The 22,648-nt window shown below is 47.4% G+C and carries 25 protein-coding genes; 14 read left to right on the top strand and 11 right to left on the bottom strand.

Features of this window, described 5'->3' with window-relative positions; translation table 11 throughout:
- Position 1: 1 nt before the first annotated feature.
- Together P8P30_02450 and P8P30_02445 are read right to left on the bottom strand one after the other, a co-directional pair.
- Positions 2–355, bottom strand: coding sequence for an aspartate 1-decarboxylase (locus tag P8P30_02450; protein ID MDG1286406.1), 354 nt, complete (start codon positions 353–355; stop codon positions 2–4).
- The gene (locus P8P30_02445; protein MDG1286405.1) at positions 352–1,218 is read right to left on the bottom strand and encodes a glycine--tRNA ligase subunit alpha; all 867 of its coding nucleotides are present in this window, start codon (positions 1,216–1,218) and stop codon (positions 352–354) included. Before P8P30_02445 ends, P8P30_02450 begins: the two co-directional genes overlap by 4 nt.
- Before the next feature lie 103 nt (positions 1,219–1,321).
- Between P8P30_02445 and P8P30_02440 the strand changes: the two genes are divergently transcribed.
- From P8P30_02440 to P8P30_02420, 5 genes are read left to right on the top strand one after another with little or no spacing between them, the layout of a single operon-like run.
- Entirely contained in the window at positions 1,322–2,380 is a 1,059-nt protein-coding gene (locus tag P8P30_02440; protein ID MDG1286404.1) for a cytochrome c biogenesis protein ResB, read from the top strand.
- Complete coding sequence (ccsA, locus tag P8P30_02435; protein ID MDG1286403.1) at positions 2,377–4,089, top strand: cytochrome c biogenesis protein CcsA; 1,713 nt, start codon at positions 2,377–2,379, stop codon at positions 4,087–4,089. Before P8P30_02440 ends, ccsA begins: the two co-directional genes overlap by 4 nt.
- A 39-nt stretch (positions 4,090–4,128) precedes the next feature.
- Complete coding sequence (locus P8P30_02430) at positions 4,129–5,295, top strand: phosphoserine transaminase (protein ID MDG1286402.1); 1,167 nt, start codon at positions 4,129–4,131, stop codon at positions 5,293–5,295.
- 15 nt (positions 5,296–5,310) lie between these two features.
- The gene (gene serA / locus P8P30_02425; GenBank protein ID MDG1286401.1) at positions 5,311–6,885 is read left to right on the top strand and encodes a phosphoglycerate dehydrogenase; all 1,575 of its coding nucleotides are present in this window, start codon (positions 5,311–5,313) and stop codon (positions 6,883–6,885) included.
- 23 nt (positions 6,886–6,908) lie between these two features.
- On the top strand, positions 6,909–7,781 hold the full coding sequence (locus P8P30_02420) for a tetratricopeptide repeat protein (GenBank protein MDG1286400.1): 873 nt from the start codon (positions 6,909–6,911) through the stop codon (positions 7,779–7,781).
- A gap of 12 nt (positions 7,782–7,793) precedes the next feature.
- Here the strand turns inward: P8P30_02420 and phbB are convergent, their stop codons facing one another.
- The 4 genes from phbB to P8P30_02400 form a co-directional block, all read right to left on the bottom strand.
- The gene (phbB, locus tag P8P30_02415; GenBank protein MDG1286399.1) at positions 7,794–8,522 is read right to left on the bottom strand and encodes an acetoacetyl-CoA reductase; all 729 of its coding nucleotides are present in this window, start codon (positions 8,520–8,522) and stop codon (positions 7,794–7,796) included.
- Positions 8,523–8,531: 9 nt separating this feature from the next.
- Entirely contained in the window at positions 8,532–9,701 is a 1,170-nt protein-coding gene (locus P8P30_02410) for an acetyl-CoA C-acetyltransferase (protein MDG1286398.1), read from the bottom strand.
- Positions 9,702–9,782: 81 nt separating this feature from the next.
- Entirely contained in the window at positions 9,783–10,838 is a 1,056-nt protein-coding gene (locus tag P8P30_02405; GenBank protein MDG1286397.1) for a hypothetical protein, read from the bottom strand.
- Complete coding sequence (locus P8P30_02400; protein ID MDG1286396.1) at positions 10,747–11,124, bottom strand: hypothetical protein; 378 nt, start codon at positions 11,122–11,124, stop codon at positions 10,747–10,749. The genes P8P30_02405 and P8P30_02400 overlap by 92 nt, the downstream gene beginning before the upstream one ends.
- Positions 11,125–11,185: 61 nt before the next feature.
- Here P8P30_02400 and phaR point away from each other — a divergent pair, with 61 nt between their 5' ends.
- Positions 11,186–11,644 carry a polyhydroxyalkanoate synthesis repressor PhaR gene (gene phaR / locus P8P30_02395; GenBank protein MDG1286395.1) on the top strand — a complete coding sequence of 153 codons (459 nt, stop codon included), beginning with the start codon at positions 11,186–11,188 and terminating at the stop codon, positions 11,642–11,644.
- Here phaR and P8P30_02390 read toward each other — a convergent pair.
- From P8P30_02390 to P8P30_02380, 3 genes are read right to left on the bottom strand one after another with little or no spacing between them, the layout of a single operon-like run.
- Positions 11,631–12,158: a hypothetical protein gene (locus tag P8P30_02390; GenBank protein MDG1286394.1), complete on the bottom strand. Its 528-nt coding sequence runs from the start codon at positions 12,156–12,158 to the stop codon at positions 11,631–11,633. The genes phaR and P8P30_02390 overlap by 14 nt on opposite strands.
- Positions 12,159–12,213: 55 nt before the next feature.
- On the bottom strand, positions 12,214–14,886 hold the full coding sequence (acnA, locus tag P8P30_02385; protein MDG1286393.1) for an aconitate hydratase AcnA: 2,673 nt from the start codon (positions 14,884–14,886) through the stop codon (positions 12,214–12,216).
- 50 nt (positions 14,887–14,936) lie between these two features.
- A complete protein-coding gene (locus tag P8P30_02380; protein ID MDG1286392.1) occupies positions 14,937–15,764 on the bottom strand; it encodes a zinc ABC transporter substrate-binding protein in 828 nt (275 codons plus the stop codon).
- Here P8P30_02380 and P8P30_02375 point away from each other — a divergent pair.
- A complete protein-coding gene (locus P8P30_02375) occupies positions 15,763–16,563 on the top strand; it encodes a metal ABC transporter ATP-binding protein (GenBank protein ID MDG1286391.1) in 801 nt (266 codons plus the stop codon). The two genes, P8P30_02380 and P8P30_02375, sit on opposite strands and share 2 nt — an antisense overlap.
- Positions 16,548–17,369: an iron chelate uptake ABC transporter family permease subunit gene (locus P8P30_02370; GenBank protein MDG1286390.1), complete on the top strand. Its 822-nt coding sequence runs from the start codon at positions 16,548–16,550 to the stop codon at positions 17,367–17,369. The genes P8P30_02375 and P8P30_02370 overlap by 16 nt, the downstream gene beginning before the upstream one ends.
- Here the strand turns inward: P8P30_02370 and metC are convergent.
- Positions 17,341–18,507 (bottom strand): cystathionine beta-lyase, encoded by a 1,167-nt coding sequence (gene metC / locus P8P30_02365; GenBank protein ID MDG1286389.1) that lies wholly within the window; start codon positions 18,505–18,507, stop codon positions 17,341–17,343. The two genes, P8P30_02370 and metC, sit on opposite strands and share 29 nt — an antisense overlap.
- 73 nt (positions 18,508–18,580) lie before the next feature.
- Here metC and P8P30_02360 point away from each other — a divergent pair, with 73 nt between their 5' ends.
- Positions 18,581–19,447, top strand: a complete 867-nt coding sequence (locus P8P30_02360; protein ID MDG1286388.1) for a prephenate dehydratase domain-containing protein — start codon at positions 18,581–18,583, stop codon at positions 19,445–19,447.
- 46 nt (positions 19,448–19,493) lie between these two features.
- Here P8P30_02360 and P8P30_02355 read toward each other — a convergent pair whose 3' ends face one another.
- Positions 19,494–19,817, bottom strand: a complete 324-nt coding sequence (locus P8P30_02355; GenBank protein ID MDG1286387.1) for a hypothetical protein — start codon at positions 19,815–19,817, stop codon at positions 19,494–19,496.
- Between the two features lie 713 nt (positions 19,818–20,530).
- On the opposite strand from P8P30_02355, the gene P8P30_02350 reads away from it, so the two are divergent.
- The 5 genes from P8P30_02350 to P8P30_02330 all read left to right on the top strand — a co-directional run bounded on the left by P8P30_02350 (position 20,531) and on the right by P8P30_02330 (position 22,630).
- Positions 20,531–20,710: a hypothetical protein gene (locus tag P8P30_02350; protein ID MDG1286386.1), complete on the top strand. Its 180-nt coding sequence runs from the start codon at positions 20,531–20,533 to the stop codon at positions 20,708–20,710.
- A gap of 188 nt (positions 20,711–20,898) precedes the next feature.
- Positions 20,899–21,459 (top strand): hypothetical protein, encoded by a 561-nt coding sequence (locus tag P8P30_02345; protein MDG1286385.1) that lies wholly within the window; start codon positions 20,899–20,901, stop codon positions 21,457–21,459.
- Complete coding sequence (locus tag P8P30_02340; protein MDG1286384.1) at positions 21,440–21,622, top strand: hypothetical protein; 183 nt, start codon at positions 21,440–21,442, stop codon at positions 21,620–21,622. The genes P8P30_02345 and P8P30_02340 overlap by 20 nt, the downstream gene beginning before the upstream one ends.
- On the top strand, positions 21,615–22,265 hold the full coding sequence (locus tag P8P30_02335) for a hypothetical protein (GenBank protein MDG1286383.1): 651 nt from the start codon (positions 21,615–21,617) through the stop codon (positions 22,263–22,265). The genes P8P30_02340 and P8P30_02335 overlap by 8 nt, the downstream gene beginning before the upstream one ends.
- 110 nt (positions 22,266–22,375) lie before the next feature.
- Complete coding sequence (locus tag P8P30_02330; protein MDG1286382.1) at positions 22,376–22,630, top strand: hypothetical protein; 255 nt, start codon at positions 22,376–22,378, stop codon at positions 22,628–22,630.
- Positions 22,631–22,648: the final 18 nt, after the last annotated feature.

The following is a 22,648-nucleotide window of genomic DNA, read 5'->3' as shown; positions in this document are numbered from 1 at the left end:
TTTATTTTACCGGTTTGTTCTTTTTATCCACTAGCACGACAGTGGGGTTATGTTTTGCGGCATCTGCTTCGCTCATTTGTGCGTAAGCGATGATGATAAGCAAGTCGCCAATCTCTACCAAATGCGCCGCTGCGCCATTGACTTGAATTTCGCCTTCGCCACGCTTCTCAGATTCGATCGCGTAAGTCGTAAAGCGATTGCCATTATTGATATCGAGCACATCGACCTGCTCATAAGGCAAGATACCTGAAGCTTCGAGCAAATCAGGGTCGACCGTGATCGAGCCTTCATAATGCAAGTCTGCATTGGTCACCGTCGCGCGATGGATCTTTGCTTTGAACATAGTGAGGGTCATGCGGCAATCTCACTTGGAGTAATTGATTCTAGATATTTTTCGCAACAGCCTTTGGCGAGAGTACGCACACGGCCAATATACGCTGCACGTTCCGTGACAGAGATAACGCCGCGCGCATCGAGCAGGTTAAAGGCGTGGCTGGCTTTGATGCATTGGTCATAAGCCGGCAGCGGCAATTTATGTTCTAGCAGCTCCTTACATTGCTTCTCCGCATCATCGAATTGACGGAAAAGCAGGGTCGTATCTGCGACGTCTAGATTGTAGGCCGAGAATTGCTGTTCATTCGCAAGGAATACATCGCCATACGTGACGCCTTGACCGTTAAAGTCGAGATCATACACATTCTCAACGCCTTGAATATACATGGCGAGACGTTCTAACCCGTAAGTCAGTTCGCCCGTTACTGGCTTACATTCAAATCCACCGACTTGTTGGAAATAGGTGAATTGGGTGACTTCCATTCCATCACACCAGACTTCCCAGCCCAGGCCCCATGCGCCAAGCGTTGGGCTTTCCCAATCATCCTCAACAAAACGGATATCATGCAGGAGCGGATCAATGCCAAGCTCTTTCAAACTATCCAGATAAAGCTGTTGAATATTATCCGGCGAAGGCTTCAGCACCACTTGATATTGATAGTAATGCTGCAGGCGGTTGGGGTTCTCGCCATAGCGGCCATCAGATGGACGGCGAGAGGGCTGCACATAGGCAGCCTTCCAGTGGTCGGGGCCCAGCGCACGTAACGTGGTAGCGGGATGGAAGGTTCCAGCACCCATCTCAACATCATACGGTTGCAGGATCACACAGCCTTGATCAGCCCAAAAACGATGGAGCTTAAGGATAATATCTTGAAAACTACTCATGCATCGGTTTTAGGCTTCCACCGTGCCAGTTGCAAGAGGGGAAAACCCCTAAAAGGCAGAATCTTGATGGTAATTGCCGCATTTTCTTTGTAATAGCTGGTTTATGCCAAATTCTGCGTCCCGCATTTTAGCTTTCTGTACCAGCCCTGCGCTGATTTTTTGGGTTATGCCTTGGCTTATGGTGCTGCTGGTTGTCGGGACAATTTCGCAACGCTATATCGGACTTTATGAGGCCGAGCGGCTTTTCTTCTCAGCCTGGTGGGTTTGGGCTGGCCCAATACCGGTGCCGGGCGTTTACACCGCTTTGGGAATATTGACACTTGGGTTGGTCTTAAAGCTCGCCCTCAAAACCCGATGGGTACGCGCGCAAGCGGGGATAATTCTCGCACATATTGGCGTGTTGACGCTTCTTATCGGCGGGCTAGTCACCGCTTTCACCGCGCAAGAGGGTTACCTCACCTTGATGCAAGATGAAGTAGGGCGAGTCGTCTCCGACTATCATCAGCGCGAACTGGTTTTATATGAGGATGATAAGGTCATTCAGCGCATCGCCTTCGAGGCCTTGAGGGTAGGAGAGGCAACCTCATTAAACCAAGGTGCCTTTTCGCTAAACCTCTTGGATAAGTGCCGTAATTGTAAGCCTATGGTCGATGATAATGGTCGCCTTTCACTTGCGTCTGTAGAGCTGAAAAAGGACGATGAAGCCAACTTAAGCGGCATCACCTTTGAAGTATCGGTTATTGAAAGCGTGCATATACTTTACGAAGCCATTCCACGTCCGATTGAATTCAGCGACGATGGCAAAAATTATAAACTGTTATTCACCAAGGCGAATCGCTTACTGCCCTTTGCAGTGAAGTTAAACAAATTCAAGAAGTTTAGTTACCCTGGTTCTGACACCCCCTCTGAATATGAATCTCAAGTGACGATCATTGAAGAATCCGGCCTCGAATGGCATCAAGCAATTCGTATGAATGAACCGTTACGCACGCATGGACATACGCTCTATCAATCCTCTTTTCTCGAGGTGAATGGGCAGCAGGCGAGTGTACTCGCAGTGGTCAAAAATACGGGTTTTTTATTCCCTTATATTGCCAGCATCATCATGGCATTGGGGCTGATGTTGCAAGTGTGGATTCGCAGTAAGAAGGTGCTCTCATGATCCGCCTTTTACTACTGCTTATGCTGTTGCCATTTTTCGTCCATGCAGATGAATTCGATATTGAGGCTTTTGCTCAGTTACCGGTACTACATGAAGGGCGTATCAAACCGGTTGATAGCTTCGCGCGCCTCTATTTCGAAAACGATAATGCAGTAGAACAATTGGCGGCCGCTTTGTTCACTCCAGAAAAAGCAATTGATAATGAACGGTTTATCTTGCCACTAGAGTCACTACGTCAAATATTAGAATTACCTGAGGCTAAAGAGCGTTACTCTTATAAAGAGGTTGCTCCAGCGCTTGATAGGCAACGCCCCATTTTGAAACAGTTGGCGACCAAAGACGCCAATAAATATACCGCAAACGAAAAGGCTCTGTGGCAGCTGTATAGTCAAGTGGATGCGTTCGCACAAATCACGCGAACTTTCTCGGCATTCTTACCGCTAGAGGGAGATACGGGGGCATATTATGAGCAGCGTAATGAACAAGTCGCACTCGCTAAGAAACTGAAAGCGATCGTAAAGCGCAAAGGCGAAGATATTACCAAATATAGCGCGCAAGAAGCCGCTGTCGCTCTACGTTCTTTTGCCCTAGCATCGGTACGTTTGACGGGGCAGGGGAATGCGTTATTAAAAGTGCTCCCGACAGCGGTTGACGGCGAATGGATCACGCCTTGGCAGCTTATAGAAGGCGGGAAAGGGACCCCAAAAGCCGGCGCATTGATGCAGCACTGGCAGACTCTTGTGACCGCTTATCGAGCAGATAATGCCAATCTATGGAGCAAGCAGCTTGACCTCATCGAAACAAAAAATACGCCGCACACAAAATGGAAATTGCAGCTAGAGACCTTTTACAATAGCGCCGCACTGATTCCTAAAATTACGCTACTTTATGGGTTTCTCTTTTTGCTCACATTATGGGGCAGATTCGAACATTTTATCGTCCCTGCTTTTGCGGTAACTCTGAGTCTCCATAGTCTGGTTCTTTTAATACGTATTGCTTTGCTTGGGCGGCCACCTGTTAGCACGCTATATGAGTCTGTTTTATTCGTTGCATTGATTTCGGCGGTGTTTGGCTTTTGGCTCTATCGGCGTAAATTATATAAAGAAGGCCTTATGATCGGCGCGCTTCTGGGGGGAGTCTTATTAGCGGTGAGTGACGTTTATGCTGGGCAGAGCGATACGATGGGCGTGCTCATTGCTGTACTCAATACGAATATCTGGCTGGCGACGCATGTGATCTGCATTACGATTGGCTATGGCGCGTCGCTTGTGGTGGGAACGCTGGCGCATATTGCACTTATTCGGCCAAACCTTTCCAAACCTCTGCCATTCCTCACCGTGGTTGCGCTTTTATTCACCGCTGTCGGAACCATTCTTGGCGGTATCTGGGCAGATCAATCTTGGGGGCGCTTCTGGGGCTGGGATCCGAAAGAAAATGGTGCACTTTGGATTGTACTCTGGCTTATATGGCTGCTACATGGGCGAATGCTCAGTTTTATGGGGCGGCGTGGCTTTGCGGCGTTACTCGCCTGCACGAACATTATTGTAGCCCTTAGCTGGTTTGGTGTGAACTTGTTAGGGACGGGATTGCATTCTTACGGATTCACTGATTCGGCGGCATTGGGATTATTTTGGTTCTGTGTGATAGAATTACTAATTATTTTTGTACTTTATCTTTATCCACAATTTATGAAGAAGAAGGCCGAATAAACGGTTGCACGAGCCTTGGGGACTGTTTAATCAATCCTCATGCAAACTCCTTCACAAAAACCCGCAAATCCTAATTTTTCATCAGGCCCCTGTGCGAAACGCCCCGGCTGGTCATTAGACGCATTAAACAATGCAGTATTAGGCCGTTCACACCGTTCTGGCATTGGTAAAGCTCGCTTGAAGCAAGCTATCGAAATGGCGCGTGAAACGCTCGGCATTCCGGCGGATTATAAAATCGGTATCGTGCCGGCCTCTGACACGGGTGCCTTTGAAATGGCAATGTGGAGCATGTTAGGTGCACGCGGTGTTGATATGCTCGCATGGGAAAGCTTCGGCTCAGGCTGGGTGAGTGATGTGCTCAAGCAACTGAAACTCGAAGATAACCGCAAGTTTGAAGCCGATTACGGCGAGATTGCAAATCTAGCGGCCGTTGATTGGGCCCGCGACGTGATCTTCACATGGAACGGCACCACCTCAGGCGTGAAATGTCCGAATGGTGATTGGATTGCCTCTGACCGCGAAGGCCTAAGTATTTGCGATGCGACCTCAGCGGTCTATGCGATGGACATGCCGTGGGATAAGCTTGATGTCACGACTTGGAGCTGGCAAAAAGTACTCGGTGGTGAAGCAGCGCATGGCATGATCGTGCTCAGCCCACGTGCCGTTGAACGCCTGGAATCTTACACACCCGCATGGCCGATGCCTAAAATCTTCCGTCTGACCAAAGGCGGCAAGCTGATTGATGGCATCTTTGAAGGGGCGACCATCAACACACCATCCATGCTTTGTGTGGAAGACGTCGTTGATGCGCATAATTGGGCAGAATCTGTAGGGGGATTGCAAGGCATGATAAAACGCTCTGAAGCGAATCTTAGCGCAGTCGAAGTATGGGTAGAACAAAGCGATTGGGCTGCATTCTTAGTCGAAGATAAAACGATTCGCTCTAATACCTCTATCTGCTTAAAGATTACCGATAGCTGGTTCACCTCGCTGGATGGTGACGCACAGTTGAAAGCCATCAAAGCCATGTGCAAACTGCTAGACGAGCAGGGCGTTGCTTACGATATCGCTGGCTACCGCGATGCTCCTGCAGGCTTACGCCTATGGGGTGGTGCCACCATCGAAACCTCTGATTTACAAGCGCTCTTCCCTTGGTTGGATTGGGCATACGCCGAATTAAAACAAACATCAGCACAAGCTGCATAAAAGGAAATAGTCAAAATGCCTAAAGTTCTAATCTCCGATAAAATGAGTCCTACTGCGACGGAAGTCTTTAAAAAATCTGGCGTAGAGGTTGATGTTAAAACCGGAATGTCTGAAGAAGAACTGATTGCCATTATTGGTGATTATGATGGTTTGGCGATTCGTTCGGCAACGACCGTAACACCGGCTGTATTTGCAGCAGCGAAAAACCTTAAAGTCGTCGGGCGTGCCGGTATCGGGGTTGATAATATCGATCAACCTGCAGCGACTGCAAATGGTTGTGTGGTGATGAACACACCTTTCGGTAACTCTGTGACGACAGCAGAACATGCAATCTCGCTGATGATGGCGCTGGCGCGTATGATCCCTGCAGCCAATGCTTCAACCCATGCCGGTAAATGGGAAAAGAGCAAATTTATGGGCACCGAGCTTTACACGAAAACACTCGGTCTTATCGGTTGTGGTAATATCGGTTCTATTGTGGCGAATCGCGCGCAAGGCCTGAAGATGAAGGTGATCGCTGCAGATCCGTTCCTCTCGAGTGAAAAAGCGGATGAACTGAACATCCGTAAAGTAGAGCTTGATGAGCTACTGGCAGAAGCTGACTTCATTACGCTACATACACCGCTTAATGATTCAACGCGTAATATCCTCGGCCAAGAGAATCTTTCCAAGGTCAAAAAAGGCGTGCGTATTGTTAATTGCGCGCGGGGGGGCTTGATTGATGAAGCCGCTCTTAAGGAGGCGATTGAGTCGGGTCATGTAGCAGGTGCGGCACTTGATGTTTATGAGAGCGAGCCGGCAAAAGAGAATATTCTGTTCGGTATGGAACAAGTGATTTGCACGCCGCATCTCGGAGCCTCAACCTCGGAAGCGCAAGAAAATGTCGCGATTCAAGTAGCCGAGCAAATGGCAGATTATTTGTTAACTGGTACGGTAACCAATGCACTCAACACGCCGTCACTCACAGCGGAAGAAGCCAAACAACTCAATCCCTACCTTAATCTTGCGGAGCAACTGGGAAGCTTTGGTGGGCAGATTACTGAGAATGGCTTGAAGAGCATTACGATCGAATATATCGGAGAAATTGGCAAGCTAAACACCAAGCCTCTCACTGCCGTTTGCTTGAAGGGCGTGTTGGCTCCCATGGTGAGCAGTGTAAATGCGGTCAATGCGCGTAACGTCGCGCAAGAGCGTGGCATCGAAGTGATTGAAACCACCAAAGAGCAAAGTGGTAACTACCAAAGCCTGATTCGTGTGACTATCCAAACAGAGAAGCGTGAACGCGCTGTCGCCGGAACGCTCTTTGCCGGATATCCGCGTATCGTTGAAGTCGCGGGCGTCAAACTTGAAGCGAATTTGGGACAAAATATTATCTATGTGAATAACGAAGATAAGCCAGGTTTGATCGGTAATCTCGGTAAAGTATTGGGCGAAGCGGGCATCAATGTGGCTAACTTCCATTTAGGTCGCGGCAAAGACAGTGGTGATGCAGTAGCACTCGTAGAGGTTGATGAGGCGGTGAAAGATGACGTTATTGTTAAGATTGCGGCTTTACCCACGGTTAAGCAGGTGAAATTCTTGCGATTCTAAGATTTTCATGGCATTCTATTTAGATGGAATTACCAGAGAGTGTAGCTGAATTAAGAATTCTTGCAGAAGACGGTCTTGCGATCGCTCAGCGTAAAATTGGCGATCTCTATGTTCTCGGTACCGAAGGTAAAGAACAAAATTACGAACGCGCCTCCTTTTGGTATGGGCAGGCCGCGGCCAATGGCGATGCGGAAGCACAAAAATGCTTAGGCAATATGTATGCGAACGGCGTCGGCGTAAAACAAGACTACGAAAAGGCATTCATTCTATATGAAACGTCTGCGGCTCAAGGAAATGCGAAGGCAATTTTCAATCTCAGCTTAATGCACCAAATAGGGCATCATGCAGATAAGAGCTATGAGAAGGCCTTTGAGCTATGCGAACGATCAGCTGACAAAGGCTATGCCTCCGCGCAACTAAATTTGGCGCTCTTATTATGTGAAGGTAAGGGCTGCATACCGAACCATGGGCTTGCCTTAGAGTGGTTCGAGAAAGCTGCGGAGCAAGGCAACTCTGTCGCCCAGATGCATTTAGCCAATGCCTATGCTGAAGGTATTGCGACTGACAAAGACGAGAAGCAAGCCTTCCATTGGTATTTACAAGCCGCCGAATATGGCGATGTCGTGGCGCAAACCAAGCTTGCTGAATGTTATGAATCGGGCATTGGTATAGAAGCCGATACGGCAGAAGCGTATTTTTGGCTACGCTTAGCGCGCAAAGTAGACCCGCAAACCGTGCATTTCGATGAAAGTAGTTATCTCGAAAGAATAGCGGAAGCGCAGGTGAAAGAGCTCGAAGAGAAGGTGAAGCTTTGGCAGCCCAAAAAAGGCAAAAAACTCTCGCCTCTTTTCAATGTGAAGGAAAACCCAAAAGCTGCCGGAGTCGTGCCAGCTTAAAGGTTATCCACCTTATCCCATATATTGTCCGCCATTGATGGACAGCGTTTCACCGGTAATGAATCCAGATTTCTCATCTGCTAGGAATGATACGCAACGTGCAATTTCATCTGGCTCGCCTAAGCGTCCCACAGGAATAGCAGAGACGATCTTTTCCAGAACTTTTTCAGGCACCGCTTTCACCATTTCCGTCGCGATATAGCCAGGTGCGACCGCGTTAACGGTAATACCTTTGGCGGCGGTCTCACGTGCTAATGCTTTAGTGAATCCGATAACTCCTGCTTTAGCGGCAGAGTAGTTGGTTTGGCCGAATTGACCAAGTTGTCCATTAACGGAACTAATGCTGACGATACGACCATATCCACGCGCACGCATACCTTCAATCACCGCATGTGACATATTAAAGCATGAAGTCAGGTTGGTGGTAATCACTTGGTTCCAATATTCAGGTGTCATTTTATGCATGGCAGAATCACGCGTGATACCAGCATTATTGACGAGTACTTCAACAGGCTTTCCCAGCTTACTTTCAATCTGGCGAAGCGTGCTCTCGCATGCCGTATAATCTGCCACATCGAATTTATAGGTTTTAATGCCAGTACGATCGGTAAAGGCTTTCGCCTCATCATCACGGGTGGCATAACTTGCGACGACTTCAAAGCCATCGGCCTGAAGTCTAAGGGAGATAGCCTCGCCAATACCGCGAATGCCCCCTGTTACTATTGCTAATCGTTTTGTCATTTTCTTCTCCTATCGTTCAACGCAAAGCGCGATGCCCATGCCGCCACCAATACATAAAGTAGCAAGGCCTTTTTTCGCGTCACGACGTTTCATTTCGTGTAATAAAGTAACTAATATACGGCAACCTGAGGCACCAATTGGGTGACCTAATGCAATGGATCCGCCATTCACATTTACCTTGTCCGTATCCCAGTCCATGCCTTTATTGACTGCCAACGCTTGTGCGGCAAACGCTTCGTTCGATTCGATCAGATCTAAATCATTATGCGTCCAACCGGCTTTCTCGAGCGCTTTTTTCGTGGCAGGGATAGGACCTGTACCCATGACTTTCGGATCCACACCGGCCTGCGCCCATGATTTAATCGTTGCGAGCGGAGTCAGCCCATGTTTCTGTGCTGTTTCACGAGACATCATCATAACAGCGGCAGCGCCGTCATTAATGCCCGATGCATTACCCGCTGTTACCGTGCCTTCTTTATCGAAAGCGGGGCGCAAACCACCCAGTATTTCCATCGTGGTAGCACGTGGGTGCTCATCTGTATCCACCGTTACATCACCTTTGCGATGCTTGATCGTGACGGGCACGATTTCGTCAGTGAATTTTCCACTCGCAAGCGCCGCTTGGTATTTATCTTGAGAGGCGAGGGCTGTGGCATCTTGATCTACACGGCTTAGCTCATATTCTTTCGCCACATTCTCAGCGGTGATCCCCATGTGATAGCCGTTGAAGATGTCCGTTAGGCCATCATAAACCATGGTATCGATCAGCTTACCATTGCCCATCTTTACGCCATCGCGCAAGTGAGCCACGTGTGGAGAGTTACTCATGCTTTCCTGACCACCGGCGATCACAATATCACTATCGCCATTGGCAATCGCTTGAGAGGCTAGAGCAACTGTACGTAAGCCTGAGCCACACACTTGATTAATAGTCCATGCGGGAGTTCCAATCGGCAAGTTTGCACCCAAAGAGGCCTGACGAGCGGGGTTCATACCGTGACCCGCTGTCAAAACTTGCCCTAAAATCACTTCGGACACCGCTTCAGCAGGTATGCCAGTTTCTTCTAATAGATTGCTGATAACAGCCGCGCCGAGTTCATGTGCCGCGAGGGATGAAAACCCGCCCAAGAAACGCTCGATAGCGGTACGTTTAGCAGCAACAATAACGATATCAGACATAGAGGACTCCAGATTCATTGACAGTGTGGAATTGTTTTAGGGTAGGGAAGATGCACTGTCCAGTACCGCTGTGGAAATTGTTTAGAACTGCGTCATCCAGCGCTTCATTGGCAGCAGCATACTTTCCCCTTGTTCAAGCCCGGCTACCATGCCGACATGGCCCGAAGATGGTTTGATGAGCGTAACATCCTGCATGCCATCTACCAATGGAATAGCGCATTCATAAGGCACGATGTTATCGCGGGTGGGAACAGCAGCAAAAATAGGGATATTGAGTTCCTTGGGGCGAATCACTTGTCCGCCCACTTCCCATATTCCCTTAGGAAGTGGATTATCTTTTGGCCAATCTAATAGGCATTGTTCCGCGACCGCACGTGTCACATCAACACCATCATTGGCCCAATGCTGCATGGCGACGAAATGCATCTCATCACGGATACTGCTCGACTCGGAGAATTTACTAAATTGCTTAATCACACGTCCCGCATTGGCTAAATAACATAGGGATTGCACATTTTCAGATGCAAAGAGGGGGCGTTTATCAATTTTCTGGCGCAGCGCTAGGCGTTGCTCATTTTCCATTTTAGCAAAGGAATAATGGCTGAAATCCCAAGGTGTCGCTAAAAGAGCCAAACCCAGTACACGCGGGAATAGGCAGGTGAATGCCGTGGCAATCACGCCGCCGAGACAATAGCCAACGGTAACAAGAGGTCGATTAATAATTCCCCAATGCTCCTGAAGTGTTTCGAGCAGGCTCAGCACATACCCATCGACGCCCATATCAAAATCTTGTTCTTCGGGCGTATGCCACTCAACAATGCACACATCTAATGCATCACGGTTTAAATGCTGAACCAGACTGGTTTGAGGGGTGAGGTCGAGAATATAGTATTTATTGACCAAAGAAGGGATGCATAGCACCAAAGGGCGGCGTTCCGCATCTTTGCGATTGCCCGAATTATAAAAACGTAAGTTACAATGTTTGCCTTCAATAACGCTGGTAGTAGGGCTTAACTGGGGGCCAATGAACTTAGAATCGCGGTATCTATCCAGTCCCCTTAGAAACCTTGATTCGCGCGTTTCGCTCTCCTTCTGGATAGCTCTTTCGAGTGTCTGGAGCCTTCCCAAATTCGCCACGGATAATGGTTTCGAGGACGTGAATTCGCTGTTCGCACTTCTCAAGACGGCTGGCCAGTTCTTGAACTGAGCGTTCGCTATGTTCATCAGGCTTGCTAGATTGTTGATAGGGTGTCCCATTACTTACCGCATGCGTTTCCGTTTTTTTTGTACTGCTATGCCATAAATCATTGGATTGTTCCATCAAATGAAGTAATTTCGAGTTTAGGCTAGACTCTTCCATCGCATTGCTGAAGGAGTCTTGCCATATATCGAAAAACTGACGTGCAAAATCTTCAGGTTCCATAGCATTCTAAATATTAACAAAGAGTAACCTTATACTCTGATAACAACTGAGAATTCAAGTCATGAATGAGAAAAAAGCAAAAGATACTACCGAGCCCGTTTATATTAAGAAATATGCAAACCGCCGGTTGTATAATATGGAGACGAGCAGCTATGTAACGCTGGAGGATTTGGCGGAACTCGTCAAAAAAGATGTAAAGTTTATTGTGAAAGATGCCAAGACCGAAGCCGATTTGACTCGTCAGGTGTTGGTTCAGATTATCTTAGAGCAAGAGGCTGGGGGAGCCGAGATGCTGCCCGTTGAAATGCTACGATCGCTTATCCGTTATTATAATACGGATATGCATCAATCATTTTCAAATTACCTAACCGGTTCAATGCAAAGTTTTACGACGAACCAAGAGGAACTTCTGAAGAATTTTTCGTCTTTTGGAAAATGGGACTCTATTCAGGATCAGCAAACGGAGTGGTTTAAGAAAACAATGGAAATGATGAATCCGCTAAAATCTAGTTCAAGCTGAAGCTTCGTTCGAGCTCGCGAGACGCTTTTTGTGGCAAACATGAAGTATCCGTATTCGTTTCACTGACTGTTTCCATTCCAGCATCCGCCATCGCTTTTTGAAAAGCTGCAAAAGGTTCTTCTGGGACATTGTCCTCTATAGTCTGTTGTGCAATTTGAGTGCTTTCATTTTCTGCGCTCACATATTTTTGGAGAACTTCTTCATAAGGAACACCGCCTTGTGCTTCTTCTCGCGTGGTAACTTCGACGGAGTGTTCTTCATTCTCTTTTATAACTTCATTGAGTGCGGCGACGCCAAGTGCTCCGCCACCTACTGCTGCTGCTGCTGTTGTACCGCCCGCACTTACAGCGGCTACTGTGCCCGCGCCAGCGACGCTAATCGCAGCGCCCTTAGCAACAGAACGCACTGCGTCTTTGACGACTTCTTCGGTTGCTATTTTGGATAGCTCTTCACCTAAATCTTGCAACATTTGCAGAGGATTTAATTTACCTTCACCATCAAAGTATTTTCCCATAGAATGAGAATAGCATGGCAATGTGTCAGTTTTGTGACCGCAGGCTAGAAAACCGTTAAGCCGCCAGGTTTTTCAGCACGTAGCGTAGAATTCCGCCACTTCTGTAGTAATCCAGCTCATCCAGCGTATCGATACGGCAGAGCAATTGTACTTCCTGCGTTTCACCATTTTTGGTAATCGAAAGCGCCACATCGCACCCGGGCTTCAGCGTATCTAGGCCTTTAACATCAAACACTTCAGAACCATCAATACCCAGCGACGCATGGCTCATACCATCCTTGAAGCTGAGAGGTAGGACGCCCATACCAATCAAGTTAGAGCGGTGAATTCGCTCAAAGCTCTCTGTAATCACTGCCTTTACGCCAAGCAGGGTCGTGCCTTTAGCCGCCCAATCACGTGATGAGCCTGTGCCATATTCCTTACCGCCCATAACGACGAGAGGAGTCTCTGTTTCCGCATATTTCATCGCCGCATCGTAAATTGACATTTGATCGCCCGTTGGCAAGTAAGTTGTCCAGCCACCTTCGGTACCTGGGGCAAGTTGGTTGCGAATACGAACATTCGCGAAAGTCCCGCGCATCATTACTTCATGATTGCCACGTCGCGAACCGTAAGAATTCCAATTTTTCTTATCAACGCCATTCGCCTCTAAATATTCTGCAGCTGGGCTACCGGGTGCAATCCCGCCCGCAGGCGAAATGTGATCCGTTGTGATAGAATCACCCAGCAGAGCAAGAAGCTTTGCGCCCTTAATATCATCGCTATTAGCCGGAGCATCCATACCATCAAAGAATGACGGAAGACGTACATACGTACTCGCACCTTGCCAATCATAGGTTTGACCTTCGCCGACAGCAACATTCTGCCACGCTTCTGGACCCGTAAATACATCGCTATATTTTTCTTCGAACATCTCACGTGTTACGCAACGTGCAACCGTGTCAGACACTTCTTGGCTTGTTGGCCATACGTCTTTTAGGAACACATCATTGCCATCTCGGTCTTGTCCAAGAGGTTCCGTTGTGATGTCGATATTCATCGAGCCTGCAAGTGCATAAGCGACCACGAGAGGAGGGGAGGCAAGATAGTTGCCGCGCACATTCTGATGCACACGACCTTCAAAGTTACGATTCCCAGAAAGAACCGAAGTTACTACCAACTTATTATCTTTAATCGCATCTTCAACCGGCTCCATCAAGGGGCCTGAATTGCCGATACAAGTTGTGCAACCATAACCGACAAGGTTAAACCCGAGGCCATCTAATTCATCGGAAAGTCCGGCACGATTCAGATATTCAGTCACAACCTGTGACCCCGGTGCGAGAGAGGTTTTCACCCAAGGCTTCACCTGCATACCAAGCGCCCGCGCTTTTTGCGCAACCAAACCGGCGGCTAACATAACGGATGGGTTCGACGTATTTGTGCAAGAAGTAATGGCAGCAATCACGACATCGCCATGGCCGAGATCGAAATCTTTGCCTTTCACTGCAACGCGAGAATCTTGTCCTGTGTCACCTGTGTTAAGGTCTGCCCAATCTTTGTTCACAAACTGTGGAGCGGCATCTGCAAGCAAGATCATATCTTGTGGACGTTTAGGGCCCGAGATAGCAGGCTCAATGGTTGAAAGATTCAGCGCCATAACATCGGTAAAGACCGGATTAGCACTATCATCTCGCCACATGCCTTGCGCTTTGGCATAGGCTTCGACTAAAGCAACGCGGTCTTCGTCGCGGCCTGTTAGACGGAGGTAATTGAGAGTTTCTTCATCAATCGGGAAGATACCACATGTGGCACCATATTCTGGCGCCATGTTAGCGATGGTCGCACGGTCTGCGAGAGACAGGTGCTTGAGACCTTCGCCGTAAAATTCAACGAACTTACCCACTACGCCTTTATCGCGCAGCATTTTTACAATTTTTAGCACGAGATCAGTCGCCGTCATGCCTTCAGGAAGTTTGCCTGTCAGTTTAAAACCAACGACTTCAGGAATTACCATCGAGATCGGCTGCCCAAGCATAGCTGCTTCTGCTTCAATACCGCCCACACCCCAGCCCAAAACACCTAGGCCGTTAATCATGGTCGTGTGGCTATCGGTACCAACGAGTGTGTCTGGGTAAGCATATTCCTTGCCATCGACTTCTTTCGTCCACACACACTGGCCAAGATACTCTAGGTTTACTTGGTGGCAGATGCCCGTTCCAGGAGGCACTACGCGGAAGTTATCGAATGCTTTTTGTCCCCAACGTAGGAACTCGTAGCGCTCTTTGTTACGTGTCATTTCCAGCTCAACATTTTCATCAAATGCGCTATCTGTTCCGTAATTATCTACCATTACAGAGTGATCAATTACGAGATCCACCGGAGAGAGTGGATTAATCTTTTGCGCATCTTCACCCATCCCCACAATCGCATCTCGCATCGCGGCCAAATCAACTACGGCTGGAACACCGGTAAAATCTTGCATCAAAACGCGGGCAGGGCGGTAAGCGATTTCGCGCGGGTTCTTTTGGTTCTTCACCCACGTTGCAAAGGCTTCAATATCTTCTTTCGAGACCGAACGCCCATCTTCATAACGCAGCAAGTTCTCAAGCAATATTTTGAGCGAGTAAGGGAGTCGCGCAATATCCGCACCTAAAGCAGCCTCAGCTGTTTTGATGTTATAGTAATGATAAGTCTTACCATTAGATTCGAGAGTTTGTGCTGTTTTGAAGCTATCTTGGCTTTGCATGGGAGTTCTCCTATTAGTTGGCGCGATTTTTGAGTAATTGCGAGTGTGGGTCAAGCTAAACAAGCGGATATGCCTGCAACCAGCTTATCCATTAGCGTAAAGTAGTGCTCACTTCCCGCAGGAATGTCCACGCCTAGTAGATCGACATGAATAATTTTATGGCCGAGTGCTTTGGCCGTACGTTCCATTTTACTGTTATGACCATGTGTCACGACGAGGCAGGTTTTTTCCGTAGAATCTTTTAGCAAATTTTTAAAAACACCGCCTTTAACGCCGAATTGCTCAACAAAAGGTACTCCCACCAGTGAATCAAACCACACGGTGTGCCCTTTATAAGGCTCAAATACTTTTAAATAAGCGGTCGAGCGTTCAATAAATTTATCCATAATAGGCTGCGGTATCTTAAACAGCTTTTGGGAACCTGCTGTCTGCAGATATTCAACGCCCGCAACTTTGCCGCTACGATACATGAAGAAGATAGATTTCAGCATTTTCAACGTTAACTTCATATCCAGCCAGGCATGCGAATATTTCGTCGCGTTTTCGTTTTCAAACGCAATGGGAGGGAAATATTTAAGAGGAGTCTTTTCTACCTGTTTTTGCAAAAAAGTTTCAATCTGCTCACTTGCAAATAAAACAAGATCCGCTTTTTCGAGCATCTTCGCTTGTGAAGGCTTTAGCGAGAAATGGTGTGGATCAGCGGCCCCTTCTAAAAGCAATTGAGGGGGAGAGAGCTTAAGCGCTTCTGCGGCCATAGTAGCTAGCGAATGCACCGGCTTTATCGTGGCGACAATTTTCTTTTCTGCTTCGTTTGAAAAAGCGCTACCGCTAAAAAAAAGCTGAACGCATAACATAAATAATGCTACATAACGCATCATGGATCCTATTCCCTCATTATTACAGGCTAAACCGAAGGCTGACATCCTAATTGAGGCGCAGGCGCTTAGCAAGCGTTTGCAAGGGCGCAAAGTGCTGCAAGAGGTGGATTTCTCGATTGCTCGTAATGAGATTGTGACGTTGATTGGCCCCAATGGTTGCGGGAAGACAACGCTGCTTCGTTGTTTGTTAGGGTTGATTAAAGCCGATAGTGGTCGTATTCGCCGTCGCCGTGGATTGCGTATCGGCTACGTGCCGCAACAGGTGCATTTCGAACCTAACTTTCCGATGACGGTACGATATTTCTTAAAGATATCGACAAAATCTCCGGTGAATCCCGCGCAAGTTGTCGAATTAACAAAGATTGGAAAGCTTCTGGATCACCAAATGCGCCAACTTTCAGGCGGAGAGTTGCAACGCGTATTATTAGCGCAAGCTTTACTGAGCAAGCCTGAATTACTCGTATTAGACGAACCCGTGCAAGGCGTTGATTTCGGCGGACAGGCCGAACTTTATCGCATGATTCGCAATGTTAGCCGCGAGCGTGAATGCGCCGTGGTGATGGTCAGCCATGATCTGCACCTCGTGATGGCAGACACCGATCGAGTGTTGTGCCTAAATGGGCATATTTGCTGCTCCGGTACACCACAAGGGGTGAGTAAAGACCCGGCATTCGTCAAACTATTCGGCGAAGATGTCGCACGACAAATCGCCTTTTACGTTCACCGTCACGACCATCAACATGGTATGGATGGCACCATTAAGCACGCAGAAGAAGGACACACATGTTCGACGCCGTAATGTTCGACTTCTTCATTCACGCTTTATTAGCGGGTATAATGCTAGCGATTGCGACCGCACCACTAGGCTGTTTTGTCGTTTGGCGTAAGATGGCCTATTTCGGCGATGCGATTGCTCACTCCGCGTTGCTCGGGGTCGTGATGGGGCTCCTATGGCAAATTCCGCTTATCTTCGCGATTTTACCGATTGCCCTCAGCATTGGCCTTATCCTTGGTTTTGCACATGAAAAGAGCCGTTTCTCATCTGATACATTACTTGGTATCCTCGCGCATGGCGGCTTGGCACTGGGTGTGACCATCATGGCGATGACGCCGAGCTTGCAAGTTGACCTGATGGCCTATTTATTCGGGGATATCCTTGCCGTAACTGCTGATGATTTAGTCGCTATTTATATTCTCGCGAGCTTTGTGTTATTCATTCTGTGGTTCCGTTGGAGAGAGTTTTTACTCGTCACCATGAATGAAGAGCTGGCCACTGTGCAAGGCATCAACACACGCTATTACCGTATTGGATTGATGCTTCTTGTTGCGCTCACCGTCGCCATCAGCATTAAGCTTGTCGGCCTATTGCTGATAACCTCACTCTTGATTTTGCCAGCGGCAACGGCACGTTTCTTTTCCAAAAATCCTGCGCAAATGGCCATTCTTGCCACCTGTATCGCGCTCGTGATGGTCATAGGTGGGCTGTTCGCCTCCCTTACATGGGATACGCCATCCGGTCCGTCCATCGTACTGACAGGAACGGTGCTCTTTGCAGTGTTAGCGGCGATAACGCGATTTAAGCGGAAATCGCTCGCATCTTCGTAAAGCCGTTATCAAGATCAGCTTTTAGATCACCAGCGTCTTCTAAGCCAATATGAACGCGGAATAACTGGCCGTCACCGACTTTGCTAGCCGTACGGATATTATCCAGCCATAGCGGTAGAATTAGGCTCTCATAGCCACCCCAACTCCAGCCCATGCCGAAATGATGCAGATTATCAACAAAAGCTGCAATCTGTGCATCACTCATCGCAATGGTGCGGAAAGCAAATAGGCCATTGCTGCCATTAAAATCGCGCTTCCAATATTCGTGCCCCGGACATTCTTCAAACGCTGGATGCAGAATTTGCGTCACTTCCGGCTGAGTTTTCAACCAGTGAGCAATCTCTAATGCCACTTTCTCATGTGCAGGCAAACGCACACCCAGAGTACGCATTCCACGCATCATAAGGAAAATTTCTTCACTGCCTGCGTTCGCCCCAATATTCTTATGAGCTCGTTTAAGTGCTGGCCAAGTTTTCTCATTCGCACAAGCAATTCCCATCAACAAATCAGAATGCCCAGACAGGTATTTACTGGCAGACGCAATCCAAAGATCAACGCCTAGTTCAAAAGGTTCGCAGAGTAGGGGGGCCCCCCAAGTATTATCTAATACGAGGTAAGCATCATGCTTGTGAGTCACAGCCGAAAGCGCTCTAATATCCTGCACTTCAAAGGTTAGTGACCCCGGGCTTTCAGCATAAACAACTTTAGTATTATCTTGAAAGAGCGCTTCAATATCGGAGCCTAGGGCTGGGTCATAGTAAGTAACCTCAATGCCTAAACGAGTTAGCTCTTTATCGCAAAAATGACGAGTGGGTTCATAAACGGTATCAATCATTAATAGATGATCTCCGGCACTCAATAGCGCTAGAAGGGCAGTGGCAAAAGCGGAATTGCCGCATCCTGTTAAGATGACACCTTCCGCGCCGAAGAGATCGCATAAATCAGTCGTGAATTTTTCAGTGACTTGATTGCCATAACGCCCGTAGACTGCGGTTCCAAGCTTACCTTGGCGCGAAAGTTGGTATTCCGCAAAATCTTTAAATAAAATCGTCGAACCACGCATAGGCGGAGGATTAACCATACGACCATGATTAAACGGATCGCGCCCCACATGTGTGTATTTAGTTTTCGTCTTCATCAATTCATTCTCCTCGTTAAAGCAGCGCCTTATTTACTTGGCATTAACACCTTTTATACTCTACGCCAATAAAATGACAAAAAACTCTGACAATATCATCGCTTTTATGGGCGTTGCAGGTGCGAATGCTGATTTAGCGTGTCGTAAAAGCGAACCTTATATGGAAACTCTACCGTGCTCAACCTTTGAGGCGGTATTCGAAGCCGTACGAGATGGCAAGGCGCGTATCGGAATGCTCCCCATGGAAAACTCACATGCAGGCCGTGTGTCAGAGATTCACAATTTATTGCCTGAAATGGGCTTGCACATTGTGGGTGAACATTTTTTGCCCGTTCAGCATGTCTTGGCAGCGCCAACAAAGGTGAAAATTAAAGATATTACAGAAGCTTACTCGCACCCTCAGGCACTAATGCAATGTCATAAAACACTGCAAAAGCACACTATTACGGCCAATGCTTCATCCAATACAGCAGTGGCAGCACAGCAAGTGAAAGAGTGGGGCGATAGCAGTAAAGCCGCTTTATGCTCAGAACTTGCAGCGGAGCTTTATGGTTTGGAGATTATCGAAGCCAATATGCAAGATAGCAATGATAACGTGACTACCTTCATCAAAGTGGCTCGCGATATGCTGGAAGACGAAGAGCTGGAAGAAGGCTCAACAATGATCCTGACTTCCATCGTATTCGAACTTCGCAACATACCGGCAGCGCTCTATAAGGCCCTGGGCGGATTTGCGACCAACAACGTCAATATGTTGAAGCTAGAGAGCTATGTCGCAGGTGGCGCATCACCAACCGCACAATTCCTTGTGACGTTTGAAGGAAAGCCCGACGATGTGCCTGTTCAACTCACATTAGAAGAACTTGGCTTCTTTACCAAAAAGATCGATGTACTGGGCGTCTATCCTGCAGCAGCAGACCGCACACACTTTAATATCTAATATAAAACGTCCTCTAAAAGATTGATTCCTGAGGTTAGCTACCCTTCTATATTTTCCATAATATAAAACCCGAAACCATGCGCCCATGACGCTGAAGTTTAATAACGCCTTCTTTTTCGAGTAAGTTAATGGACAAAGAGACCGATTTTCGAGTGAGTCCTGTAACCCCAACAAGCTCCGCAATGCTTATTGGCACAACTTCATCGACACTGCGAGTGCGCGACATTAGAATGTTGAAAACAGTTAAAGTAGCGCCATAGGACGCAGATTTATTTTTAATCATTAGCGTGAGTTTTTCGAGGCTTCCGCTGTCTACTTGAACAAAATCATTAAACGGCGCTTCTTGGGTGGCTGGTGCCATAGTTTGCATCTTAATTTCCCCTAATGTGTAACTTCTATCTCTCAACAATAGGAGATATATGTTACAAGTCAAGCTCCAATAATTTGAGGCTTTTCAATGGGATAGTGAATTTTAACTATTTATATACCAAAATACCATTTTTATCCCCTTACCCCTTTTAAAACGAGTTACATCGATACAGCCAAAGGCGCTGCGCTATGCGAAAGGCGTTGCTGGTCGCAACGATCAATAGGATTTACGGTGCCACAAGGCACCTCTCTCACAAGAGTAGAGCGGGTTTAGCTTAGCGAGGTGTTGGGGAAGGCGAGGCCGTGGCTTCTTTCATCGGTTAGGTTCCTTCAGAAAACTTCACTTTAAAGACACGAATTTTACATACATCACTGATTTATCTAGTAAAATTGCCAATGTGGGTGGCTGCCTGAAAGCACACCGGTTAGCACAGAACCAGCACCCACACCAAAAAATAATAAAGGCAAAGCCTATGGGAAAACGACTAAACGCGAAACGGTGTCGCGGGAGTTTTGACTCCGAAACACTTTTATGGCGCGCTGTGGTAAATCAGCACGTTTGCGATGCGCGATCGGAAAGTTTGAAGCCTGATAACATCGCTTTAAAGCGTGATGCCTTCCAGTGGCTTTTGTTCGATAACGCTGATTTTCCAATGGTTTGCTACATGGCTGAATTAGACCCTTCCCATATACGCAAAACCATGAGGAAATACTATGATGAGTTGCAGCGAGACAAAACTAATCAAGTTCATGAATGCCGTACAGGCGACGAAACACTCCCCATTTCTACAAAAAACCGAAAATGCCGAGAAAGCGCTTAATGCCGCTGTCGATGTCGTTTGCGACATGAACGCCCGCCTGATGAAACTGGAGGAGAAAACCCCAAATGCCTAGAGCCGACAATCCTAAAATTGGACGATGTAACTGCCCGCAATGTGACGCAGTAAACGATGTTTTGCAGAACCGAGGCGGGAAGGGTGCAGCCTATTTTTATTGCGTTTGCGGATACCATGCGCGCTGGAATTATGCCCAGACCCGCGAGATCTTTTTAACCCCAAAACCAGTAATAAGCGAGCCGCCCCATGATGAACCCGCAACCGATACCAGCACCGCCACCGTTACCACCGAAGGAGGTGGAACCGGAGAGCCAGAACCTGCAAAACGAAACACCGGAAACAGCTTCTTCGATTGAGCTGGAGCACCTTGAAAGTATCAATATCTCTGATGCGCTCGAAACAGCGAATGAAGCCCCTTTAGGGGATGAAGGTTTCTCTATAGGGGACGAAAACCCTATAGGGGAGGAATCCGACCTAGCAAGCAGTGGCGTTTTAAGCGCTGATGAGTTCTATAATGGCGTGTTTTCTCCCCTACATACGGTTCCAGCAGCGCTTTTGAAATTGGAAAGCCTGCCTATAAGGCAATCAGAAGAGCCAGCCGCTCGCAATGCTTCAGATGCACTTTACGACATTGCCCTTGAAACGCCTTTATTCCGGTTCCTGATTGAGCCGAGTAATCTTTGGGTGCAGCGAGCCGTTGCTATTGGAGCCTACGCCATTCCGAAAAGCCGTGCCGTCATGTTTGAGATCAAAGCACGGAAGGCTCAGGCGGCGGAGGTAGAAGAAAATGACAAAACTGAACAATGAACAAATTGACGAATCTGCCAAAGCGGTAGCAATATTGGCAGTTCAGGGCCTCAGCATGGTCGAGCAATCTTATATAAGCAAAACCTCTACCGAAAAGCGGAATCGAATTTTTCACCAAACTTATGCATTAGCAAAAGAAGAAATAACCAAAGCCAATGTCTAAAGACGCAAAAATAGAAGGTTATTACGGTGGGCGCGGGCAGGGCAAGAGCACAGGCGTCAAAGCCAGAATTGCCAAAGAATCCCGCGTCATCGTGTATGATCCGATGAAAGAATATCACCGAGAGAGAGGCTTTAAAGCTGCTCGCTCACTTAATGATGTTCGCAAGCTGATGATTGCTGGTAGGGGCATGACCTATAAGATTGCCTATCAGCCCGCCTCACAAAATCACTATCAAGCGTTGCATGAGCTTTGCCAATACCTCTTTTTCGCGCAGCAGCCCTACCACCAGAATAAAAGCAAGCGCCAGATGGTTCTAGTCGTTGAAGAAATGAACCTAAGCGCACCGAGCCATAACTTGCCGGTCAATCAGCGCGGTTTTAGCCAGGCGGTTCTGCAAGGCCGTCACTACGGTATTAATATTATCGGCGTCACCCAGCGCCCCAAAACGATTGCGCCGATATTCCGTGACAATGCCGATGTTGAGAATGTCTATAAGCTTTCCTGCCCTGATTCAGTGGCCTATATCGAAAAGAAGATACGTGATCCCAAATACAAAGATGCCATATTTGCTTTAAAACCGCATGAATATCTCATTATCGAAAGTTTCGCGGTTAAAAGGGGTAAAAACAAATTGTCACGTTAAGTTAATAAAACTTAAACGATTCCAATGCTATAGTTGATGCTTCTTCTTATTTAGTTTTTAGCATCCCTTTGATGTATCATTTCATATTTTAAACCAAAAAAATTCTAACGATGAAAAACGTACTAATTTTCGTTCTCGTAACCGTTGTATCTTACTTTTTCTTTCAAGCGTCAATGTGGCTTGGTGACTTAATTCCTATCTTGATTGGTTCAGCCAGAGGCTTTGCAATTGGAACAGTATTAGGTTTTTTAGTCATTTGTGCTTTGAGTGGAGGAGACGATAGCAGCGATGAAGGTGTGAAGACAAAACTAGCAGGCGTGTTAGGTATTGTAGCAGGATGGATATGGATATTTAACGTTCTTTAATTCTATTGCTTCACCTCT

The sequence above is a fragment of the Rickettsiales bacterium genome (assembly GCA_029252805.1).
Lineage (GTDB): Bacteria > Pseudomonadota > Alphaproteobacteria > Rickettsiales > JALZUV01 > JALZUV01.
This window is presented reverse-complemented; position numbering and strand designations above follow the sequence as displayed.